Annotated in this window: 18 protein-coding genes; 13 read left to right on the forward strand and 5 right to left on the reverse strand. The window is 41.4% G+C overall.

Features of this window, described 5'->3' with window-relative positions; genetic code table 11:
• Window positions 1-14 precede the first annotated feature (14 nt).
• Complete coding sequence (locus tag EHR06_RS04940; RefSeq protein WP_135755960.1) at window positions 15-635, reverse strand: hypothetical protein; 621 nt, start codon at window positions 633-635, stop codon at window positions 15-17.
• A 94-nt stretch (window positions 636-729) separates the two neighbouring features.
• On the opposite strand from EHR06_RS04940, the gene EHR06_RS04945 reads away from it, so the two are divergent.
• From EHR06_RS04945 to EHR06_RS04980, 8 genes are all read left to right on the forward strand, one after another.
• Window positions 730-2,307 carry a M16 family metallopeptidase gene (locus EHR06_RS04945; protein WP_135755961.1) on the forward strand — a complete coding sequence of 526 codons (1,578 nt, stop codon included), beginning with the start codon at window positions 730-732 and terminating at the stop codon, window positions 2,305-2,307.
• Complete coding sequence (locus EHR06_RS04950) at window positions 2,304-3,737, forward strand: M16 family metallopeptidase (protein WP_135755962.1); 1,434 nt, start codon at window positions 2,304-2,306, stop codon at window positions 3,735-3,737. The genes EHR06_RS04945 and EHR06_RS04950 overlap by 4 nt, the downstream gene beginning before the upstream one ends.
• Window positions 3,737-4,567: an MBL fold metallo-hydrolase gene (locus EHR06_RS04955; RefSeq protein ID WP_135755963.1), complete on the forward strand. Its 831-nt coding sequence runs from the start codon at window positions 3,737-3,739 to the stop codon at window positions 4,565-4,567. Before EHR06_RS04950 ends, EHR06_RS04955 begins: the two co-directional genes overlap by 1 nt.
• Before the next feature lies 1 nt (window position 4,568).
• A complete protein-coding gene (locus EHR06_RS04960) occupies window positions 4,569-5,255 on the forward strand; it encodes an O-methyltransferase (RefSeq protein WP_135755964.1) in 687 nt (228 codons plus the stop codon).
• A 54-nt stretch (window positions 5,256-5,309) separates the two neighbouring features.
• Entirely contained in the window at window positions 5,310-6,065 is a 756-nt protein-coding gene (locus tag EHR06_RS04965; protein ID WP_135755965.1) for a hypothetical protein, read from the forward strand.
• 97 nt (window positions 6,066-6,162) lie between these two features.
• Window positions 6,163-7,518: an N-acetylmuramoyl-L-alanine amidase gene (locus EHR06_RS04970; protein WP_135755966.1), complete on the forward strand. Its 1,356-nt coding sequence runs from the start codon at window positions 6,163-6,165 to the stop codon at window positions 7,516-7,518.
• 148 nt (window positions 7,519-7,666) lie between these two features.
• Window positions 7,667-9,142, forward strand: coding sequence for an MASE3 domain-containing protein (locus EHR06_RS04975; RefSeq protein WP_135755967.1), 1,476 nt, complete (start codon window positions 7,667-7,669; stop codon window positions 9,140-9,142).
• A gap of 6 nt (window positions 9,143-9,148) precedes the next feature.
• Window positions 9,149-9,511, forward strand: coding sequence for a response regulator (locus EHR06_RS04980; RefSeq protein WP_135755968.1), 363 nt, complete (start codon window positions 9,149-9,151; stop codon window positions 9,509-9,511).
• Window positions 9,512-9,518: 7 nt separating this feature from the next.
• On the opposite strand, the gene EHR06_RS04985 is transcribed toward EHR06_RS04980, so the two are convergent.
• From EHR06_RS04985 to EHR06_RS04995, 3 genes are all read right to left on the reverse strand, one after another.
• On the reverse strand, window positions 9,519-10,925 hold the full coding sequence (locus EHR06_RS04985; RefSeq protein ID WP_135755969.1) for an OmpP1/FadL family transporter: 1,407 nt from the start codon (window positions 10,923-10,925) through the stop codon (window positions 9,519-9,521).
• Window positions 10,926-11,003: 78 nt separating this feature from the next.
• Window positions 11,004-11,363: a hypothetical protein gene (locus EHR06_RS04990; RefSeq protein ID WP_135755970.1), complete on the reverse strand. Its 360-nt coding sequence runs from the start codon at window positions 11,361-11,363 to the stop codon at window positions 11,004-11,006.
• Window positions 11,360-12,250, reverse strand: coding sequence for a patatin-like phospholipase family protein (locus EHR06_RS04995; RefSeq protein ID WP_135755971.1), 891 nt, complete (start codon window positions 12,248-12,250; stop codon window positions 11,360-11,362). Before EHR06_RS04995 ends, EHR06_RS04990 begins: the two co-directional genes overlap by 4 nt.
• 210 nt (window positions 12,251-12,460) lie before the next feature.
• Here EHR06_RS04995 and EHR06_RS05000 point away from each other — a divergent pair, with 210 nt between their 5' ends.
• Genes EHR06_RS05000 through EHR06_RS05010 form a run of 3 tightly spaced genes read left to right on the forward strand, consistent with a single transcriptional unit; the run spans window position 12,461 to window position 16,342 of the window.
• Window positions 12,461-14,089 (forward strand): FAD-binding dehydrogenase, encoded by a 1,629-nt coding sequence (locus tag EHR06_RS05000; protein ID WP_135755972.1) that lies wholly within the window; start codon window positions 12,461-12,463, stop codon window positions 14,087-14,089.
• Window positions 14,090-14,104: 15 nt separating this feature from the next.
• The gene (locus EHR06_RS05005) at window positions 14,105-15,838 is read left to right on the forward strand and encodes a thiamine pyrophosphate-binding protein (protein ID WP_135755973.1); all 1,734 of its coding nucleotides are present in this window, start codon (window positions 14,105-14,107) and stop codon (window positions 15,836-15,838) included.
• Window positions 15,839-15,850: 12 nt separating this feature from the next.
• The gene (locus EHR06_RS05010; RefSeq protein WP_135755974.1) at window positions 15,851-16,342 is read left to right on the forward strand and encodes a copper resistance protein CopD; all 492 of its coding nucleotides are present in this window, start codon (window positions 15,851-15,853) and stop codon (window positions 16,340-16,342) included.
• 24 nt (window positions 16,343-16,366) lie between these two features.
• Here EHR06_RS05010 and EHR06_RS05015 read toward each other — a convergent pair whose 3' ends face one another.
• Complete coding sequence (locus tag EHR06_RS05015; protein WP_244288496.1) at window positions 16,367-16,951, reverse strand: Crp/Fnr family transcriptional regulator; 585 nt, start codon at window positions 16,949-16,951, stop codon at window positions 16,367-16,369.
• Between the two features lie 253 nt (window positions 16,952-17,204).
• On the opposite strand from EHR06_RS05015, the gene EHR06_RS05020 reads away from it, so the two are divergent.
• Both EHR06_RS05020 and nosZ read left to right on the forward strand, forming a co-directional pair.
• The gene (locus EHR06_RS05020; protein ID WP_135755976.1) at window positions 17,205-17,651 is read left to right on the forward strand and encodes a c-type cytochrome; all 447 of its coding nucleotides are present in this window, start codon (window positions 17,205-17,207) and stop codon (window positions 17,649-17,651) included.
• A 54-nt stretch (window positions 17,652-17,705) separates the two neighbouring features.
• Window positions 17,706-19,586, forward strand: a complete 1,881-nt coding sequence (nosZ, locus tag EHR06_RS05025; RefSeq protein ID WP_244288511.1) for a Sec-dependent nitrous-oxide reductase — start codon at window positions 17,706-17,708, stop codon at window positions 19,584-19,586.
• Window positions 19,587-19,594 lie beyond the last annotated feature (8 nt).

Raw genomic sequence — 19,594 nt, forward strand, 5'->3', positions numbered from 1 at the left:
GATGGATTCCTTTGTTATGGAATTATTTTAGATTCTAAGGTTCGCTTAAGTAAATCCGCATCCACAACCCTAAAAACAAATGTGCAGCTTTTAGGGTCGCTATAATCTTCTCTGTATAAGAACAGTTTATCCAAAAGCCAAGCGAAAGAAGCTCGGTAGGTTAAATAATCGGCATTTAAGATTTCCGTCTTCTTCTTTTCTTTTTTTTCCTCCGGAGAATCGTCCTCTACCGGGGATTGTACGTTTTGGGTGGCAATAGAAGCAGCACCCATAGGAGAATTGGATTTGGTCCGAACTGCTTGGGGTGGTCCGGGAAGTGGTTCATATTTCGGAACGGTGGAATTCACTCCCACTCCTATCCAAGTTTTTCTTTCCTCCGAGATTTGGGCGAGCAGAAGGTTGACGGAGACCTCATCTCTTTTGCGGATCGCCCTTGCCTTACAGTCTTCTCTCAATGTTAAGATCGGTTTTTCCTGATTGGGGACTGGAACAGTCACCACTACTTGGAAATAATCATGAGATATAAAACCCGAGTCGTTTATATTATCCCAGACCTTTCTTCTGTATTCAGGGTCTGCAGGTTCACAATAACCTAAGAAGAATGTCAGGAATAAGACCGACGAAACCCGCAACATAGTTCCTAGTTTAAAGCTCCCCTCTACAAAAACCAGCGGGATTTTTTCCCGGTATCTTCTGGACAACATAACTTTTAGGGGAAATCTTGTTGGTATGTGGGAATATCTTTCCAAGTCCGTCATTTCTCGTTTCAACTTTTTGTTTTTCACACTTTGTATTTTTATAAACTTCGAAGCATTCGCTAACGAAGACATCTTCTCTGAGATCCGAACCACTTTGGAATCCAGAGTGAAAAAGGTGACTTTAAAGAATGGGATCAGACTCCTCATGATGAAAAGGGCCGATTCTCCAACTGTCGCAGTCTATACCAAATTTTTGGTAGGTGCTGCAGATGAAACTCCTGAGATCGCGGGCACTGCCCACCTTTTAGAGCATATGCTTTTTAAAGGCACTAAGAACATCGGGGTCACCGATGCTAAAAAAGAAAAAGTATATTTGGACCAGATACGTGTTTGGGGAAAACGTTTAGATTCGTATCGTTTGCAGGAAAGAGAATTGGCTGCTAAGGGTGAGCCTGTTCCTGAAAAGCTTATCAAAGATAAGAATATTTTAGAGATCCGATTTAAAAATCTGTTGGAGCTCCATCGTAAGTTCGTGGTTTCGAACGAAGACTCTTATATTTACGAGAAGAATGGAGGCACAGGTTTTAACGCATACACTACGAATGATGTTACGAATTATCAAATTCTTCTTCCTGCAAATAGATTGGAGATCTGGGCAAAACTAGAATCGGATAGATTAAAAGATCCTATATTAAGAGAATATTATACGGAAAGGGATGTGGTCCTGGAAGAGCGCAGGATGAGAGTGGAAAACCAAGGAATGGGGATCTTAAGAGAGAAGTTCTTAGGCGCCGCTTTCCCGAATCACACTTATGGAATGCCGGTGATCGGTTATGAATCCAATCTTCCTTTTTTAGATATAGATAGAACGGAAGAATTTTTCAAAAAGAATTATAGACCTCATAAAATGGCGATCGGGATCGTAGGAGATCTGGATTTTGATAAGACTGAAAAATTGGTCCGAAAATATTTTGAAGATATTCCGGACGGACCTTCTCCTAAACTTTCTCATGCTTCAGAGAGTTATGATCATGAAACCAGGAGAATTAGCGTAAAACATTCTTCCGGTCCTATGAAGGTAATGGGTTGGTTGACCCCTGCTTCTCCTCATCCCGATAAACCTGTTTTGGAATTGATAGATGCGATCTTGTCCCAAGGTGAGACCGGTAGATTATACAAACGACTCGTGCTTAGGGACAAACTCGCTCAAAGAGTAGCCTGTTGGACCGGAGAGCCTGGAGAAAGATACGCGAATTTATTTGCGATCTACGTGACTAATGTAAGAGGAGCGGATCCGGATAAAATAGAATCTTCTATCTTGGAAGAAATTGAAACTCTTAAAAAGGAAGCGGTCACCGAAGAGGAACTGGCAAAGATCAAAAATCAGATCGTCGGGGACTATATCAGAGGACTAAACAGCAATTCCAAACTCGCGGACGTTCTTACCTATTACGAATTGGTGCCAGGAGATTGGACGGAAATTTTCGATGATTATGCACGTTTGGATAGAGTGACTCCGGATGATATCATGAGAGTTGCCCAAAAATATTTTACGCCTAGGAATTTGACCGTAGGTGATCTGATCAATTCAGACGGAGAGAAAAAATGAATATTATAAAAAAGATCACTATCTCCGTTTTCGTATTTTTATTCTCCTTTGTCAGCGCTTATGCTGCTCCTGGAGATTTTGTAAAAGATGTAAAGATCCCCGCTTTAGAATTCCATTTTCCTGAAATCAAGGAGATCGGTAAGGATCCGAATACTAGAATACTTTATTTGGAAAATTCGGAGTTCCCGATCAAAACTCTGGAGATCACATTTTACGCAGGACCGGATTTTTATACTAAGGCACCTTTAGAGTTAGTGGAAATTTTTCCGGAAGCTTGGAAGAAGGGAGGCACAACCTCCCATCCGGGAGAAAGTTTTGCGGAAGTTTGGGAATCTTACGGTTCCAAAATGAGAGTCGCATCCGACTTGGACACTGTGACTTTGACATTCTCCTGGCTTTCCAGATACGACCAAGAATCAAAGGCATTGATCTCCGAATTTCTGAAACAACCCATCTTCGGAAAAGAAGCGTTCGAGATCGCAAGACTGCAGTTAGGCGAACAGATCAAAAGAAGGAACGACAATATCGTAGGACTTGCTTTCAGAAAGGCGAACGAACTTGTATACCAGGGAAAAGTAAAGGGTAGGTCCGCATCCTTGGCTATATTGGAACTGTTAAAAGAAGAAGACCTGGAAGAATATTATAAAAACCAATTATTAAGTTCCAGACGTTCCATACTCGTAAGCGGTAAATGGAACCAGGAGGAGATACCTCAGTTTCTGGGAGATATTCTGCCTGCATTCTCCGGGACGCCTGTAATAGAATCCCAAGGTTCCAACCCGGAAGAATTAAATAAAAATCTAAAGCAAAAAGAGATCAAGAACCTGATTATCGATAAGGCAAATACCCAAAACGTAGTTTTGTTTTTGGGAGTCGGACCCGCTCATAATGACAAGGATTTTTATGCGGTCCAAGTTTTGAATTATCTGGTCGGAGGAGGCGGTTTTACTTCCTACTTCATGAGTAAGATCCGCTCGGATAAGGGGCTTGCTTATTCTTCTTCCAGTCATCCTGTGTTTGAAAAAGATCATTCCGTGATCTACTTTTTCACTCAGACTAAATCCCAAAGCGCCATGGAAGTTTATAATCTTATGGGAGAAATTTTGGGAGATTCTACCTTCTCCAATATAAGCGAAGAAGAATTGAAGAATGCAAAAGAAGCAATTTTAAACAAGTTCATCTTCTTATTTACAGACTCTGTGGAAATCCTCAGGAACGAGGTCCGTTTCAGAGAACATAAGATGCCTAAGGATTATCTGAAAAATTATAGAGATAAGATCCAAAATGTTACTCTTGAAGATTTGAGAAGAGTGGGTAAGATATATTTTAGAAGAGATAAACTGACTGCGGTGATCTCCGGTCCAAAATCTTCGGTCTCTTCCGAGCTGCCTGGGCAAAAAACAATCGGTCCGGAAGATCCGATCCCATAATGGATTGTAGGTTCGAACATAAAGGATATTTATTCGAAGGAATTTCGGAAGGAGGAATTCGAACCTCCATTGTAATGCCTCGTTTGAGTTTGATGTTCGATATAGGACACCAAAATCCGAATCGTATCAATATAGAAAGATTACTTTTGACCCATGCACATTTGGATCATTCTGCAGGGATCCCTTATTATATCTCTCAAAGGTCCTTACGTAAATTAGGACCTCCTAAAATATATCTTCCTAAAACTTTAGAAGCTCCCATGAGGGAAATTTTATCTCTCTACTCCAAGATAGAGGACTTCCCTTACTCCTACGAGATGAAAGGATTGGAAGAAGGAGAAGAGATCGAAATAGACGCGTACCATTTTTTTAAAGTCTGGAAAACATTTCATAGAGTGGACTCACAGGGTTATACGATCTATGAAAGAAAGAAAAAATTAAAGGCGGAATTTGCGGGATTAGATCGAAACGAACTTTTAAAAAAGAAAGAAGAAGGTATCGACGTTAACGAATTTCATTCTAAACCTGTGGTCAGTTTTTCCGGAGACACTAAGATAGAATATGTGCTGACCCACAAAGATGTGGCAGAATCCGAGATCTTGTTTTTAGAATGTACTTATATAGACCAAGAAAGAAATGTAGAGAATGCAAGAGAATGGGGGCATATTCACCTCGACGAGATCTTACATCATATTTCTTCCTTCAAAAACGAAAAGATAGTTCTGATCCATTTTTCAAAACGTTATCCCCCCGCTTATATTCGAAAAGTATTATCTAAAAGACTTCCTCCTTCCGAAAGAGATAGGATCCATCTCTTTCTTCCCGAATAATATGGCTTCTCAAAATCCGAAACAAAAATACGGGACTTCTATTTATAAGGAAGGATTAGAAGATTGGATCCATTCCGAATTAGTAAAACGCCCGTATGATTGGCTGGAGGATCTAGAAAAGAAGGCGGCACAAGATAGATTTCCAGTTTTAACTCCGGCCTCCGGAGCGGTTCTTGCTTTTTTAGCTTCTTCTTGGGATCCGGATTTTGTTTTGGAATTAGGAACAGGTTACGGGATCTCCTTATTCTGGCTCATCTCTGCTGTTCGAAAAAATACTAAGATCCAAACAGTGGATAGAGAGGCGGAGTTCATACAAGTTGCGAAAGAATTTTTTGCCAAGTTGGAGCCTAACTCTGATAGAGTGGAATTTACAAACGCGGACTGTTCCGAGATCGCAAAGGAATTTTTGGAACCTTCTTCTTTAGATCGAAAGGAACTCATGTTTGTGGACTGCGATAAGATCCGCTATCCGGAAATTTTAGAAATGATCCTGGAAAAAGGGAAAACCAGAAATCTAAGAGTGATCTACGATAATGTTCTTTGGCATGGAAGGATTGCTGACCCTGAAAACCAAGCCCCTTCCGACCAAGCGGTACGTAAATTATGGTCCTTAACCAAAAATTCTAAGATAGAATACACCTTATTCCCTGTTGGTGACGGAATATTATGTTTCGATTTTAAGCAATAAAAAGCTTGTTTGCTTCTTAAGCGTTGTGTTATATTACCGCGAAGGGTCGATCACATGATAAAAATTTCTTTCCCTCGGATCGTCGCGGTTCTTGCGGCATTCTTCTTAATTTCGTACGGCGTAACTGCACAAAATAAACCTGCAAATAATGACGGTAAGGGTTCTGCCTTGGCTAATGCGGCCGAAGATCCTAAATACCAGGGAGATTATTTGGAAGAGTTCCATTTTGCCAGGACCTTGGATTCCACTCAGAATAAGATCAAAGGTGATTTAGGTGCCTTGGAAGTGGTTGTAAAAAATTTCGGATCTCAGGTACAGAACTCCCAACAGGACTTCGATACCATCTGGAAAAAATACAACGAGGCATATCGATATTCTTTAATGCGTAAATACGTTGTCGCCGGCCGCAAGATGAAAGAGACCGAGGACGAGACAAATAAACTATACGGCAAATTCTCCGATCTTTATAACCAAAAGGTGGATCAACTCCTGGGAGAATGTGCGGATGCGATTGTTTCCATCGAGCAAAAGTCCGGACCCGGCGCTGCCGCAAAAGGATATGCAGGAAGAGAAGTTTCCAATAACCAACATAAACTTCAGATCGCTTATTACCAATTCATCCAAGCGGAGAAGATGAGAAGGGATTCCAGATTTAAGGAAAGTCTCATGCATCTTAGGATCGCGAAAGAATACGGGATTTCTATCCTCAGCAAATTAAAGACCGAAGAGGAAAGCAAGAATGTCCGGGAGAAATACAAAGTGGATCTGAGCGATAACCGCAATATGGTTTACGCAGAATCCAAACTATAAAAGATCTCCGGAAGGAAAACTTCGGATTCCTTCCTTGACGTATCGTATGGGGATAACAGGCTATGCCTGATATCCCCGGAGAAATAAATTTCCATACGTGATACGAAAAATTTTCCTTATTCCTTTACTCCTCATTTTTTCATTCTCCGTTTCTTCTCAAGAAACAATCCCGAAAAGAACCTATAATATAGTCATAGATCCGGGGCACGGTGGTTTGGACTTAAAACCTAAAGAGGAACACGGAGACAAATACGATCCGATCTCGAATAAATATCTGGAACCTTATAAAGCGGGAGCCCAAACAAAATCCAGAAGAGAAAGCGAAGTGGTGCTGGCTCTCGCAAAAGAAGTAAAAGAAATTTTAGATCTTACAAAAACTGCGGAAGGATTCGAAACATTCAGATCTCACGCAAAAAAATTCACGAACGAACCGTTACCTTGGATACGAATCGATTCGGATCTAACCAGAGAGGAAACGGCAAAAGAAGAAGGAGCAGATCTATCTTCCGACCCGAATGCTTTTTACAGATTATACGATTATCCGGATAAAAAAACGGGCAAGCTCAAACCCGGAAGAATTTCCAGGATCAATGCCGCTCGACCTTATTTAGTTCTGTCTCTGCATTTGAATCCAAGTTGGAAGGGACATCCTGGCGGAATGGCGGCAGTTCTTTCTCCTTCTTATAGAACATTCTATAATTTACGAAAAATTTCGGAAGGAAAATCTTCCAAGTCTTTCGAAGACGGGCCTTGGAGTGAATGGATGCGCTTCAAAATGGAATGGTCCCGTTTAGAAAATGCAGTGGCGGATGCTTGGATCTATTTTAACGGATACTGGCCGAATAAATCCGGAAAAAAAACGGACCTTTCCAATTTCGAAGGATACCGCCAAAATATGGTGACTTGGAAATATGCGGATCCTTCTGGCTGGATCGATAAAGCGGTGTTAGACGGTCCTGGGCCTTATGCCAAAAAACATTCGGAATATTCCGCAAAAGGAAAGTTTTGGGATAGAGAAAGAGCTGAACCTGAACTCTGGAGAAGAGAAGACGGTGCAGAAGGATTCGGAGGAGACAATCATTACGCCGCCGCGGAACTAATGAGGTTCTTGCAATATGGCCTTAGGACTTTGCCTAATTCAGAAGAGGAATTATCTAATCCGGGTCCGATCAATAAACCGTATATCTCTACGTATAGCCTTCCTACATTTATCAATGCGATCTCCGCTTATTTAGAGATCGGTTATATTGATAAGGAGAAGGACATGAAAATCCTGACCCAAAGAAGAAAAGACACTGCGATCAGTTTGGCGGTAGGTGTTTATTCCTTATTTCATGGCATCAAGATCAAGTCTGCGGATCTACCTTATACTCCTAAAGGGAAGAAGATAGACTGGGCGCGTTATGAGAACTTGAAAGAAGGAAATTATTTCAGGGTGGTAAGGGAGGATTGATTCCCTGTTGATATTTATCAATAGCCCATTTTCCCATTTATCGTAAAAATTATGAATGACAGCAGTCACATTTTTCTATACATACGTTAAACTCATTTTTCAAGTTATTCTCCTTTGATAAATGGATTTTAGGTCGGGATTGGCGATAATGGATCAGGAAACAGATCGTCATTGGATCAATATTTTTGCAGCGTTTTTTGTCGCTTCATTGCCTATCCTGATCATCCAAGTTTTCCATCCATCCGTTTATTTTGAATCTAAGATCCCTCCTTATCTCGTTTTTCATAATATCGCCGAGTCATTTAGTATTATCGTATCCATGTCTATCTTTGGAGTGGGATGGTTTACTTATGCGCAAAGTAAGGATAAGCATACTCTATTTTTAGCGACCGCTTTTTTGGGGATCGCTTTAATCGATATGATGCACATGCTGGGATATTCCGGTATGCCGGATTTACTTACCCCCAATTCTCCCAATAAGTCCACTCTGTTTTGGATCACAGTTCGTTTCTTTGCGGCAATTTCATTTTTGATGAGTGCGTTTATCCCGAAGGAGAACGGTCTGCTTAAGTGGAAGAGTTGGACACTTTTAGCGCCGATCCTGGTTTCCGCTTTTACGTTTGTTACGGTAACTTATTATCCGGATCTTCTTCCTGCTACTTTTTCTCCCGAGGCCGGTTTAACAAATTTCAAAAAGGTCTCGGAATTCGTTATTATTTTTATCCTAATACTTGCTCTGGTCGCTTATTGGTTCAGAATACCAAAATTCGGCTGGGATCATACTAAATATTATATATACGCATTCGTATTTTGTATATCGAGCGAACTTGTATTTGCGATATACACTACTGTATTCGATATATATAATGTATTAGGTCACGTATATAAGATTGTGTCCTTCTTCCTTATTTACAGAGGGGTTTTTATTTCCACTATCAACAGTCCTTATCGAAACGTCTTAGAAACGAATGAGAAGTTGTCCAAGTCTTTGGCTGAAAAGGAGAATTTAATCCGGGAAATATATCATCGTTCTAATAACACTTTGCAAGTGATCGGCAGTATGATCTATCTGCAAGCGGAGGCATATCCGGATAGTCAGGAAGTTAAAACGGTCGTATATAGGACCCAGGATCGTATACAGGCTATTTCTCTAGTGCATAGGTTACTGTTTTCCGGGCAGGATCTGTCTTCCGTCCCGATCAAACAGTATATCTCCGATTTATTAAATTATACGCTGCAGGCTAACGCCAATAGTTCCTGCCAGTTAAAATTGAATATGGATGTGGAGGATAAAAAAGTCCTTTTTGATGTGGTAATTCCTATAGGTTTGATCCTTTCCGAACTTTTGAATAATTCGATCAAATACGCTTTTCCGGAGGCTTCTTCCGGAAATATCTCGATCACTTTTAGGGAAAGGCAGGACGGCAGATTTCACTTAACGTATTCGGACGATGGGATCGGGATGAAAGAAAATTATAATTTTAAGGACTGCAGTTCTTTAGGAATACAACTTGTCAAAGGGATTTCGGAGAGCCAATTGTCCGGAAAAATACATTTTAAGACAGGCCCTAAATTTCATTGCGAGATCGATTTTCCGATTAATATATATAGGAAACGGGTGTAGTCTTAAATGAACAATTTAAACGTACTTATTGTAGAAGACGAGGTCTTAACGGCCATGGTGATCCGAAGGGAATTAAGGAAGATCGGATGTAATGTGGTAGAACTCGCCACTTCCGGAGAAGATGCGGTCCGAATTGCGAAGGAGGATAGACCGGATCTGATCTTAATGGATATTACTCTTGCCGGAGAGATGGATGGGATTACTGCGGCTTCCGAGATAAAAGAATATCTTGATGTTCCTATCGTTTTTGTCACCGGCTATCAAGATAAGGCGACTAGAGAAAGGGCTTCCTTGACCAAGCCCTTAGGTTATTTTGTAAAACCTTTACAGATCGACCAACTGAAAAATTTGATAGACTCTCATTTCTGATCTTTCTTTAAATATTCTTCTCAATACCGAAACTTAAGCTTAATACTGAAACGGATTTGCTGAATTGGAATTGAGCCAATTGGATATCTTTCGCGGAAAAGATAGAATGTGCAAGAGCCCAATCCGAAGATCCACTTCCTTGCATAGATTTTGGAAAAGCATATTCAACGGCCAAGTGGATCGCGGAACCGTTCGAAGTATAATATCCTAAACCTCCCGCAAGATGATGTTCATTCGTAGTCCCGAGCATTGGATTCAATCCCTGAGGGGTCATAGGAGTTTTGGCATAACTGTATCCTGCTCTGAACCTAAATCCATATTTCCATTCGTATTCCGCACCGAATGCGAAACAATATTGGTCTCTCCATCTGAAATTCATCTGCATTACGTTAGATTCTAGACCGATCGGAGTGGTTAATAACGGTTGTTCCAGGATGAATCGATTCGTGCGAAAACTTTGGGACCAAGGAATGAATTTGATATCAAAATCGAAGATCCAGGAATTATTACGATAAGAGATCCCGAATATATGTCTGTCCGGCCAAACCATATATCTGGAGACTCTGGATCCGTTCTTAACGATAGGATCTTCTCCTTCTACTTTCATTTGTCCGTCCATATGTAGAACGTTTCGCAGGGTATATGAATAGGCTACTCGAACATTAGAGGAAAGTTCATAAGAAAATCCTAATTTCCCCCCGTAAGAGTAGGCGGGATCGCTATTATATGCGAGGCTGCCCGGCAGTTCGACTGTCCTGCTCAGATCCAAGTTTGTCTTCTTCATTTCCATGAATGCATACGCAAGATCGAGTCCTAAACCCACTGATAAATTTCCGAATCTATATCCGGCGCCTATAGTCAGCTTAGTCAGCATAAATTTGAATTTTAGATCTTCTTGTACCTTTCTTTCCGTTCCGAAAGGAACATTGCCTCTTAATGTATCATTTAAACTTTGTTTTCCGGGCGATATGCGGGTGATATTCGAAAAAGAACCTCCTCCTCCGCCTTGTGTATATAATGCAAATCCGATCCCGAGACGATCCGTGACAGGATGGATATAGCCCATATAAGGAAAAACGGCTCTTGGAGTTTCTATTATATTATTTTGGTAGGAAAGTTTAGGATCTTGGTCTATAAAAGAATCTGAATATTCTATTTTTGCAAAATGAACGGAAGTCCCGAATTCCCATTTAGGAGTAGTGAGTCTCGCCAAATGAGATGGATTTGATTCCAGGTCCATAACGGATCCGCCGACTGCCTGGAATGCGCCTCCCATCCCCGCTTGCCTTGCTCCGAAAGAAGTGGGCATAATCCCTTGGAATCCATAAACAGAAGAGTAGATCGAGGAGAATAGGAGTAACAGGATCGGCAAAAGTGGGCCAGTGGCTCTTTTCGGGCCGTTAGATTTGCTCATTATTCTGATAATAATTCCGAGATTCATTCTCAAATTATACAAGATATTCCAAGCTTTGCATTGATCCAAGTCAATTTTTCAGAATCTGGTGAGATAAACCATAGGTTCAGGATATGCTGGATAACGGATAGAGAACCTGGATGCAGTTTCGGTTTTTCTTCTATCTTCCGGAAAGCAGATGAATTCGATCCGAAAATCCCGGATTTCCATCTCGGGAGGCTGGATCCCGTCTATAAAATCCATCCACTCCCAAGTTGGAACATTAATAAAAAGTAATCCCCCCTCCGGGAATTCATAACGCGGCTCTTTCTTATATTCGTTCGAATTCCATTCTAGATGGATATACACTCTGGGATGATGTTCTTCGAAATCCATTATCAATTCGTAATTGATACGATCGAGTGCAGGTTTTAGAGAGGGGAAGGAGATCGTTTTCATAGCTTTCGTTTTAAAAATTTTGCGGCCTTTCTTCCGATTTCTTTTCCTAATTCGACCGTTTCCTCCAGCCTGGATTGTTTCGTGGTGATCAATCCGACTGGGAGTTTGGATTCGGGTGCGATCGTATAAATGCGGACCCCTTTTGGAGGATTAGAAGCGATCTCTCTTGCTGTATTATAATTCGTATGATGGGAAAATTTCATGATCTTGGACAATTTCCTATCTAGAGGAAAGGATAAAAATCTACTGATGGATGTAAGCGGCGGAGAAGAATGTTGGATGGGAGAATTTAATACTACGGTAATATCCTTATATCCTGCCTGAATTAGATCCTGTAATGGCAAAGGATTTAAGATCGCTGCGTCGGATAAATATTCACCTTCTACTTTATATTTTCCCCTGGTTGCGATCGGAAGGGAAGTGGCCGCTTTTAATAGATCAAAAAGATTTTCTTTTGTAGCTTTTCTGTATTCCACGGATCTGGAGCGAAGATTACTTACCGCAATCCTGAGTTCAGGCAGTCCTTTTTTTCCCAAATTTTCGGTTAAGATCCTATATTTTTTTCGGAATAGATAATCTATTAAATATTTCTGATCTAAGAACGGTTTACCGAAAAGGGGGTGGAAGACCGAGATCAATTTTTTACCTGCGAGTTCGTATTTCCAGATAGAAAGAGTGTGATCTCCTGAGACAGGTTCTGGGTCGGGAGTGGTCGCATAATAAGCTGCACAGCAAGCTCCCGAAGAAACCGCCAGGACCAGATCGAAATTTTTGGCAGGTAAAATACAATTCAGAGAATGTAATACTCCTCCCGCAAACGCCCCTTTCATTCCTCCTCCTTCTACCAATAGTGCTCGCTTTCCTTTTTTTGCTTTAGGAAGTTCCATAATTTCTCCTTTGAAGGAAACTTGGAAATTTATTTCTAGTTTCCATTTACAAAAGATAAGAGATCATCCCTTCCGAAAATGTTGCAAATTCAAGACAACCCTAAGGTTAAGAAATTCATTACAACTTATTAAACATGATAAATGTTAATGCGCACATTGATATCGATCAATTGCGTCGGAAAGATTTTCAGTTAAAATTTTATTCTGAAAATGGAAGAGAATAAGAAAGAAAAAATATCCTTATCCACCGAAGTTTTAGTGATCGGAGGCGGTCTCGCCGGGATCGTTCTCGCTTTGGATCTGCTGGATGCCGGAAAGAGAGTAACCTTGGTAGATCGCGATTCCGAGGATCGATTAGGAGGTCTTGCTAGACTTTCTTTCGGAGGTATCTTTATGGTCGATACCCCGATCCAAAGATGGACTGGGATACAGGATAATGTTTCTTTAGCTCTTTCCGATTGGAATTCTACCGCCGAATTTTCGAAGCAAGACAGGTTCCCAAAACTTTGGGCGCAGGAATACGTTAACCGATCCTTAGAAGATATATTCTATTATCTTAAGGGAAAATCCGTCGGCTTCTTTCCTGTCGTTCATTGGGTGGAAAGAGGGATGTTCAAACCGGGGAATAGTGTTCCTAGATTCCATATGGTTTGGGGAACAGGAGACGGATTGATCTCCGCCTTAAAGAAAAATTTATACTCACATAAAAACATAAATCGACTTCATTTCATATTCGGCACCCGAGCTAAGGAGCTGATCCGTTCCGGAAAAAGAGTGCAGGGTTGTGTCGCGGAATCTGAAACGGATGGAATAAGATACGAGATCTTTGCGGAACATACCGTACTCGCCAGCGGTGGAATTGCGGGAGATATGAAGAAGATCCGAAAACATTGGCCTAAATCTCTTGGAAAACCTCCTGAGATCATTCTGAACGGTTCCCATAAATATGCGATCGGAGATCTTCATACCGCTTCTGCAAAGATAGGAGCGAATCTAACTCATCTGGATAAGATGTGGAATTATGCAGCGGGTGTTCATCATCCTGATCCGAAATGGGAGGGAGAAGGACTCAGCTTGGTCCCTCCTAAGTCCGCTCTTTGGTTGAACTCTAAAGGAGAAAGGATCGGACCCATTCCTTTAGTTACCGGTTTTGATACTCGCTATCTTGTAGAAAGGATCTGCGCTCAAGAAGAGAAATTCTCTTGGCAGATCATGAATTGGAAAATTGCAGCTAAGGAACTTGCAGTTTCCGGTTCGGAGTTCAACGACTCGATACGTAATAAGGATTTTTTCGGATTTTTAAAAACGGTATTTTTCGGGAATGAACCATTCTTAAAAAAGATCAGCTCTGAATGTACTGATTTCGTAGTGGCAAATTCAGTCGCGGAACTTGCGGAAGGAATGAACCAATTGAATGAAGATCGTTCCATCGATGCGGAAAAATTAGAAAGAACAATCCTAGAATATGATGAGATGATCGAAAGAGGAGAGGCATTCCATAACGACGATCAACTTAGAAGGATCACACAACTTCGTAATTATCGGGGAGATCGTGCGAGAACCTGTAAGTTCCAAAAGATCTTGGATCGAAAAGCAATGCCTCTCATTGCGATACGTGAATTTATACTTACTCGAAAATCTATGGGTGGGATCCAAACGGATCTAAGATCCAGGGTTTTGGATCCGAAAGGAAATCCTATAGAAGGTTTGTATGCAGTCGGAGAAGCGGCCGGCTTCGGTGGTGGGGGCATCCACGGAAAAGGCGCTCTAGAAGGGACCTTCTTAGGAAGTTGTATACTTACCTCCAGAATCGCCGCTCGTTCTATTATAAAACCATAAATAACAGGGATCATCATGAAAAAGACCGGAGCAGAGTTGATCGTATACGCCTTGGAGCAGATCGGAGTGAAATTTACTTTCGGGATACCCGGCGTTCATAATACGGAATTGTACGACCAATTGAATATATCTAAGAGCATTACCCCTTATCTAGTAACCCATGAATGTGGAGCTGCGTTTATGGCGGATGCAATTAGTCGGACTTCCGAGTCTATCGGAACGCTCGTGATCGTTCCTGCGGCGGGAGCGACTCATGCATTAAGCGGAATTGGAGAGGCATACTTGGATGGAATTCCTATGCTTATTATCTCGGGCGGGGTGAGAACAGATTCCGGAAAAAAATTCCAGTTACATCAAATTGATCAGTCGGGTTTTCTAAAAGGGATCACTAAAAAATTCTTCCGGGTAGAAACTCATGAAGAAATTATCCCGATCATATTCGAGGCCTACGAGGTGGCAACGGAGGACGAGGCAGGGCCGGTTTTTATAGAAATTCCGGTAAACATACAATTATTTTCGGGAAAAGTATCTTATATTCCAAAGTTCACACCTGAAAGGAATGTATGGAAGATAAACGAAGCAGCGTTAGAACAAGCATGTGATCTTTTGAAAAACTCATCTCATCCGGGAATTTTTGCAGGCTGGGGAGCAAGAGAAGCAACGAAAGAATTGATCGAACTTGCGGAACTTCTGGGTTCTCCTGTTGCAACTACCCTGCAAGGATTGAGCGTATTTCCGGGAGACCATCCTCTTCATACCGGGATGGGATTCGGGCCTTATTCCGTTCCTGCAGGAGAAGCCGCTTTTGAAAATTGCGATTGTCTCTTAGCGATCGGTACAAGGTTTTCAGAGATCCCTACCGGAAGTTTCAGTATGAAAGTGCCTGAAAATCTGATCCATATAGATGTGAATCCGGATGTATTCTCTAAGAACTATCCTGCTAAATCCGAGTTAGAAGGAGACGCCAAACATATATTAGGTGCTATCTTAGAAAAATTGAAGAAGGAAGGAATTCAGAAAAAAGGATCCGAGAAAATGAAGGATCTAATTCTGAAAAAGAAAAAAGAATACGAAGAAGAATGGGAAAAACATTCCGTTCCGGATAAAGTGAATCCTTCTATTTTCTTTCGAGAGCTGCGTAAACAAATGAAAGAAGAAGATATCCTAGTTGTGGACGACGGGAATCATACTTTTTTAGCCGCAGAACTATTCCCGGCAATCCGCTCTAAAACATTTATTTCTCCTAGTGATTTTAATTCTATGGGGTATTGTGTACCTGCTTCTATAGGAGCTAAGATCGCAAATCCGGATCGGAATATTGTAGGTATTGTTGGCGACGGTGCATTTTTAATGACCGGGTTAGAGTTACTCACCGCTAGTACGAATTCTATCGGGGTAGTGATTTGTGTGTTTTATGACGGAGAGCTAAGCCAGATCTCTCAAGGCCAACAGATACCTTATTCCCGTAAAACTTGCACCATTCTTGGAGAATTACAATTAGAGGGTATCGCAAAAGGAACGGGTGCTGCTTATCTTTCTCTAAAGGCGAATGAAAACATTGAGTCAGTGCTTCAACAAGCGTTTCGTATCTCGGGAGAAGGAAGACCGGTCATCGTGGATATAAAGATAGATTATTCTAAAGCAACTAGATTTACTAAGGGAGTGGTCCAGGCCAATCTAGGAAGATTTCCTTTAGGGGAAAAATTCAGATTTATCGGCCGTGCTCTTTGGAGAAAATTGACAGGCTAAAGCTTATTCTTCATGTATTTTATAGCTCTATTATTCCATTTTTTCGCGGCTGCCTTTTGGGTGGGTGGAATGCTTTTTTTTGTGCTGATCTTTCGTCCCGTATACAAGGATAAGGAGCTTTCGGACGTTAAAACCCTGTTATTACTTAAAATCGCGTTACAATTCCGGAAACTTTCTTATTATGTATTTGTAATATTATTGGCATCCGGGATAAGTATCGCCTATTTGAAGGGATACTTTGAGGTTTATTCTCAGTTCTCTTACTGGATATCCCCTCATGGGAGCATTTTTCTCGTAAAAATGCTCCTCTTCCTTCTGCTGCTTCTTAGTTCTATTCTACATGATTTTTTGATAGGTCCAACCGCGTTTAAGGATATGGAAAAGGGGATCAAATCGGATAGTAGGAGTAGGAAATACGCTTCCATTTTCGGAAGGATCAACCTTCTCATCTCTTTATTGATCGCAGTGTTAGGTCTTGCGTATTCTAGGGGTTTTACGTTTTAGAGTACCTTCTACCCTAAATATGTATTAGAAAAATTTTTTTAATTCTTCCTTATTCAAAACTTCTATCATACCTCTTTCCGGATTTATGATCCCTTGGTCCTTAAGTTGTTTGAGTGCTCTTGAAAAAGTTTCAGGTCTCAATGCGAGCATGGATGCGATCTGAGAATGCGCAAGAGTTGCTTGGCTCTCAGGTAAATAATACAAGAAGTGAGCGACTCTTTGCAGGGAATCCATGGTCATTCCGCGATTAATGGAAAGATTTAAGGCTTGTATCTTACTGAACAAGGATTGGATCAAAAGGTGATTTAAAGGGATGTCCGTTTTTATTCTTTCACGCAGCTCTTTAAAAGGAAGGGAAAGAACTGCTCCATCCGTTACGAATCTGCCCGAGGCAGGAAAGGGGATCCCGTTGATAAGTGCAAGTTCCGCGATCATCGAAACCGGATTAAAAAAATTCAGAGTGATCTCATTAGAACTGGAATCATATTTAAATATCTGTAGTTTACCCTCTATAAGAAGATGCAAACAATCGGTCTCATCGCCTTGGTGAAATAAGAATTCGTCTTTTTTTAGGATACGTTTTCTTCCGGCGGAAAAGATCGATAACATCTCTTCCTTAGATATTTCATCGAAGATCATTAATCCCATATCTTACTCATTATCATTCGATTCTTTTCTATATGTTTTGACGATCTGAAAACGGTTAACTCGATCTGCAGACCGTATGACAATTATCATCGGCGGCTTTTGTATTGGATTGATCCGGGTCAAGGTGCTTCTTCTCCGAACGTAGTTAGATGAGTTGAAGTCCGGTCATAGGATCTGATCGCAGAAAACTAAAGATCCGGACTCTCGGGTGTTTATGAAGATAATTAAGAATATCATAAAATTCGGTAAGATCACTCCGGTACTGTTAGGTTTAATCGCTTTCTCTTATTGCGGGAAAGAAAAACCGGCAGAGGCCGAGAGTTCTGTCGGTAGTAAAGGGATAGGGCCCGTCACTTCTGTTACGTTAGGCGCATTAGATGAAGGGATGGCTCAAAAAGGGAAACAGAACTTCGAAACAAAATGTAGTGCCTGTCATAAATTCGAAGAGAAGGTCGTAGGACCTGCACTAAAAGGAGTAACTGAGAGAAGGACTCCTGAGTGGATCATGAACATGATCTTGAATCCTATGGAAATGACACAGAAGGATCCTATCGCTCAAGAACTTCTCGCAGAACATTTGACCCAGATGACTTTCCAAAACGTACAGGAATCTGAGGCCAGAGAGATCCTGGAATATCTTAGAAAAATGGATAAGAAATAAGGGAGGAAGAAAATGAAAAAACACAAATTCAGGAATCTTGTGCCTTTCGGACTGATGATCTTCATCGGTTTAGGGTACGGATGTAAGGGTGGGGCGGCGACCGCTGCTCTCGCTTCCGATGCAGCGAAACGTGTGTATGTTGCACCGGGAGAAAAGGACGAAGTTTACGCCTTCCTTTCCGGAGGATTCAGCGGCCAAATGTCCGTCTACGGAATTCCTTCTGCTCGTTTATTCAAGATCATTCCGGTCTTCTCGGTCTTTCCGGAGAACGGTTACGGATATGATGAAGAAACTAAGAACATGCTTAGAACTACTCATGGATATGTTCCTTGGGACGATAGTCACCATATAGAAGCATCCATGACCGATGGAAAACAAGATGGTCGTTGGTTGTTCTTGAATGCAAACAACACTCCTAGACTTGCTCGGATCGATTTGAAGTCTTTTGAAACTAAGGAGATCATCGAGATCCCTAACAGTGCGGGTAACCATGCTTCTCCTTTTGCCACCGAAAACACAGAGTATCTGATGGCGGCGACTAGGTTCTCCGTTCCGATCCCTCAGGCAAGTGTTCCTATAGAAAATTTCTCTAAAGGAGATTTTAAAGGAACAGTTTCTATGGTGAAGGTGGACCCTAAATCCGGAAGACTTTCTATCGAGCTTCAGATCCTTGTTCCAGGTTTTGATTACGATCTATCACACTGCGGAAAAGGAAAATCCCACGATTGGTGCTTCTTTACATCTTATAACTCCGAACAGGCATATAAGATGATAGAAGTAGGAGCTTCTAAGAATGATAAGGACTATATCTTAGCATTCAACTGGGTCCGTGCAAAACAATGTTTGGACCAAGGAAAGGCGTCTAACTTTGGTGGAGAATATTATAGAAATTATCTACCGGAGAACCAACCCGTGATCTCCGAAAAGTTGAGCGGAGTGAAAATGCTCCAACCTAAGGACTGTCCTGGGGTCATGTATTATATGCCTACTCCTAAAAGTCCTCACGGAACGGACGTGGATCCTACGGGAGAATATATCGTAGGAGGAGGAAAACTCGCTACTGTTATTCCGGTCCACTCCTTCTCTAAACTTATGGATGTGAAAGATAAACCGGAACATAGATCCGGAATGATCATGGATATCCCGGTTTTAAAATACGAATCCACTCTTGCCGGAGAAGTTAAAAAACCTTGTTTAGGTCCTTTGCATACGGAGTTTGACGGAAAGGGATATGCTTATACTTCCTGTTTCGTAAGTTCCGAAGTTGTAAAATGGGAATTGGGGACCTGGGAAGTTGTACAACATCTTCCTGCTTATTATAGTGTAGGACACCTTTCAATCGTAGGTGGAAGTTCCAAAGATCCGTACGGAAAATATCTGATCGCATTGAATAAGATCACTAAGGATAGATATCTTCCGGTAGGTATGGAATTACCTCAGAGTGCCCAGCTCTACGATATTTCCGGAGGTAAAGCGGAACTTCTCTCCGATTTCCCTACGGTAGGAGAGCCTCACTATTCTCAAATGATCCCTGCAAAACTTCTTATGGATAAGGCTGCAAAAATCTATCCATTAGAAGAAAATAAACATCCTTATGCGATCAAGAACGAGAAGGATGCGAGAGTTGTTCGTGAAGGAAATACAGTTCGTGTTTATATGACACAGATACGTTCTCACTTTAAACCGGACACTATCGAAGTGAGAAGCGGAGACACCGTATTTTTCCATGTGACTAACTTGGAACAAGACTTCGATATTCCGCACGGTTTTGCAGTGGGTGGGGCGCCTGAGATGCCTAACCTTCTGATCATGCCGGGACAGACCAGGACTTTCAAATGGAAAGCGCCTAAGCCTGGAATATATCCTTTCTACTGCACGGATTTCTGTTCGGCTCTTCACCAAGAAATGCAGCAGTACATTAGGGTGCTTCCTTAAACGAGGGA

It is taken from the genome of Leptospira dzoumogneensis, assembly GCF_004770895.1.
Lineage (GTDB): Bacteria > Spirochaetota > Leptospiria > Leptospirales > Leptospiraceae > Leptospira_B > Leptospira_B dzoumogneensis.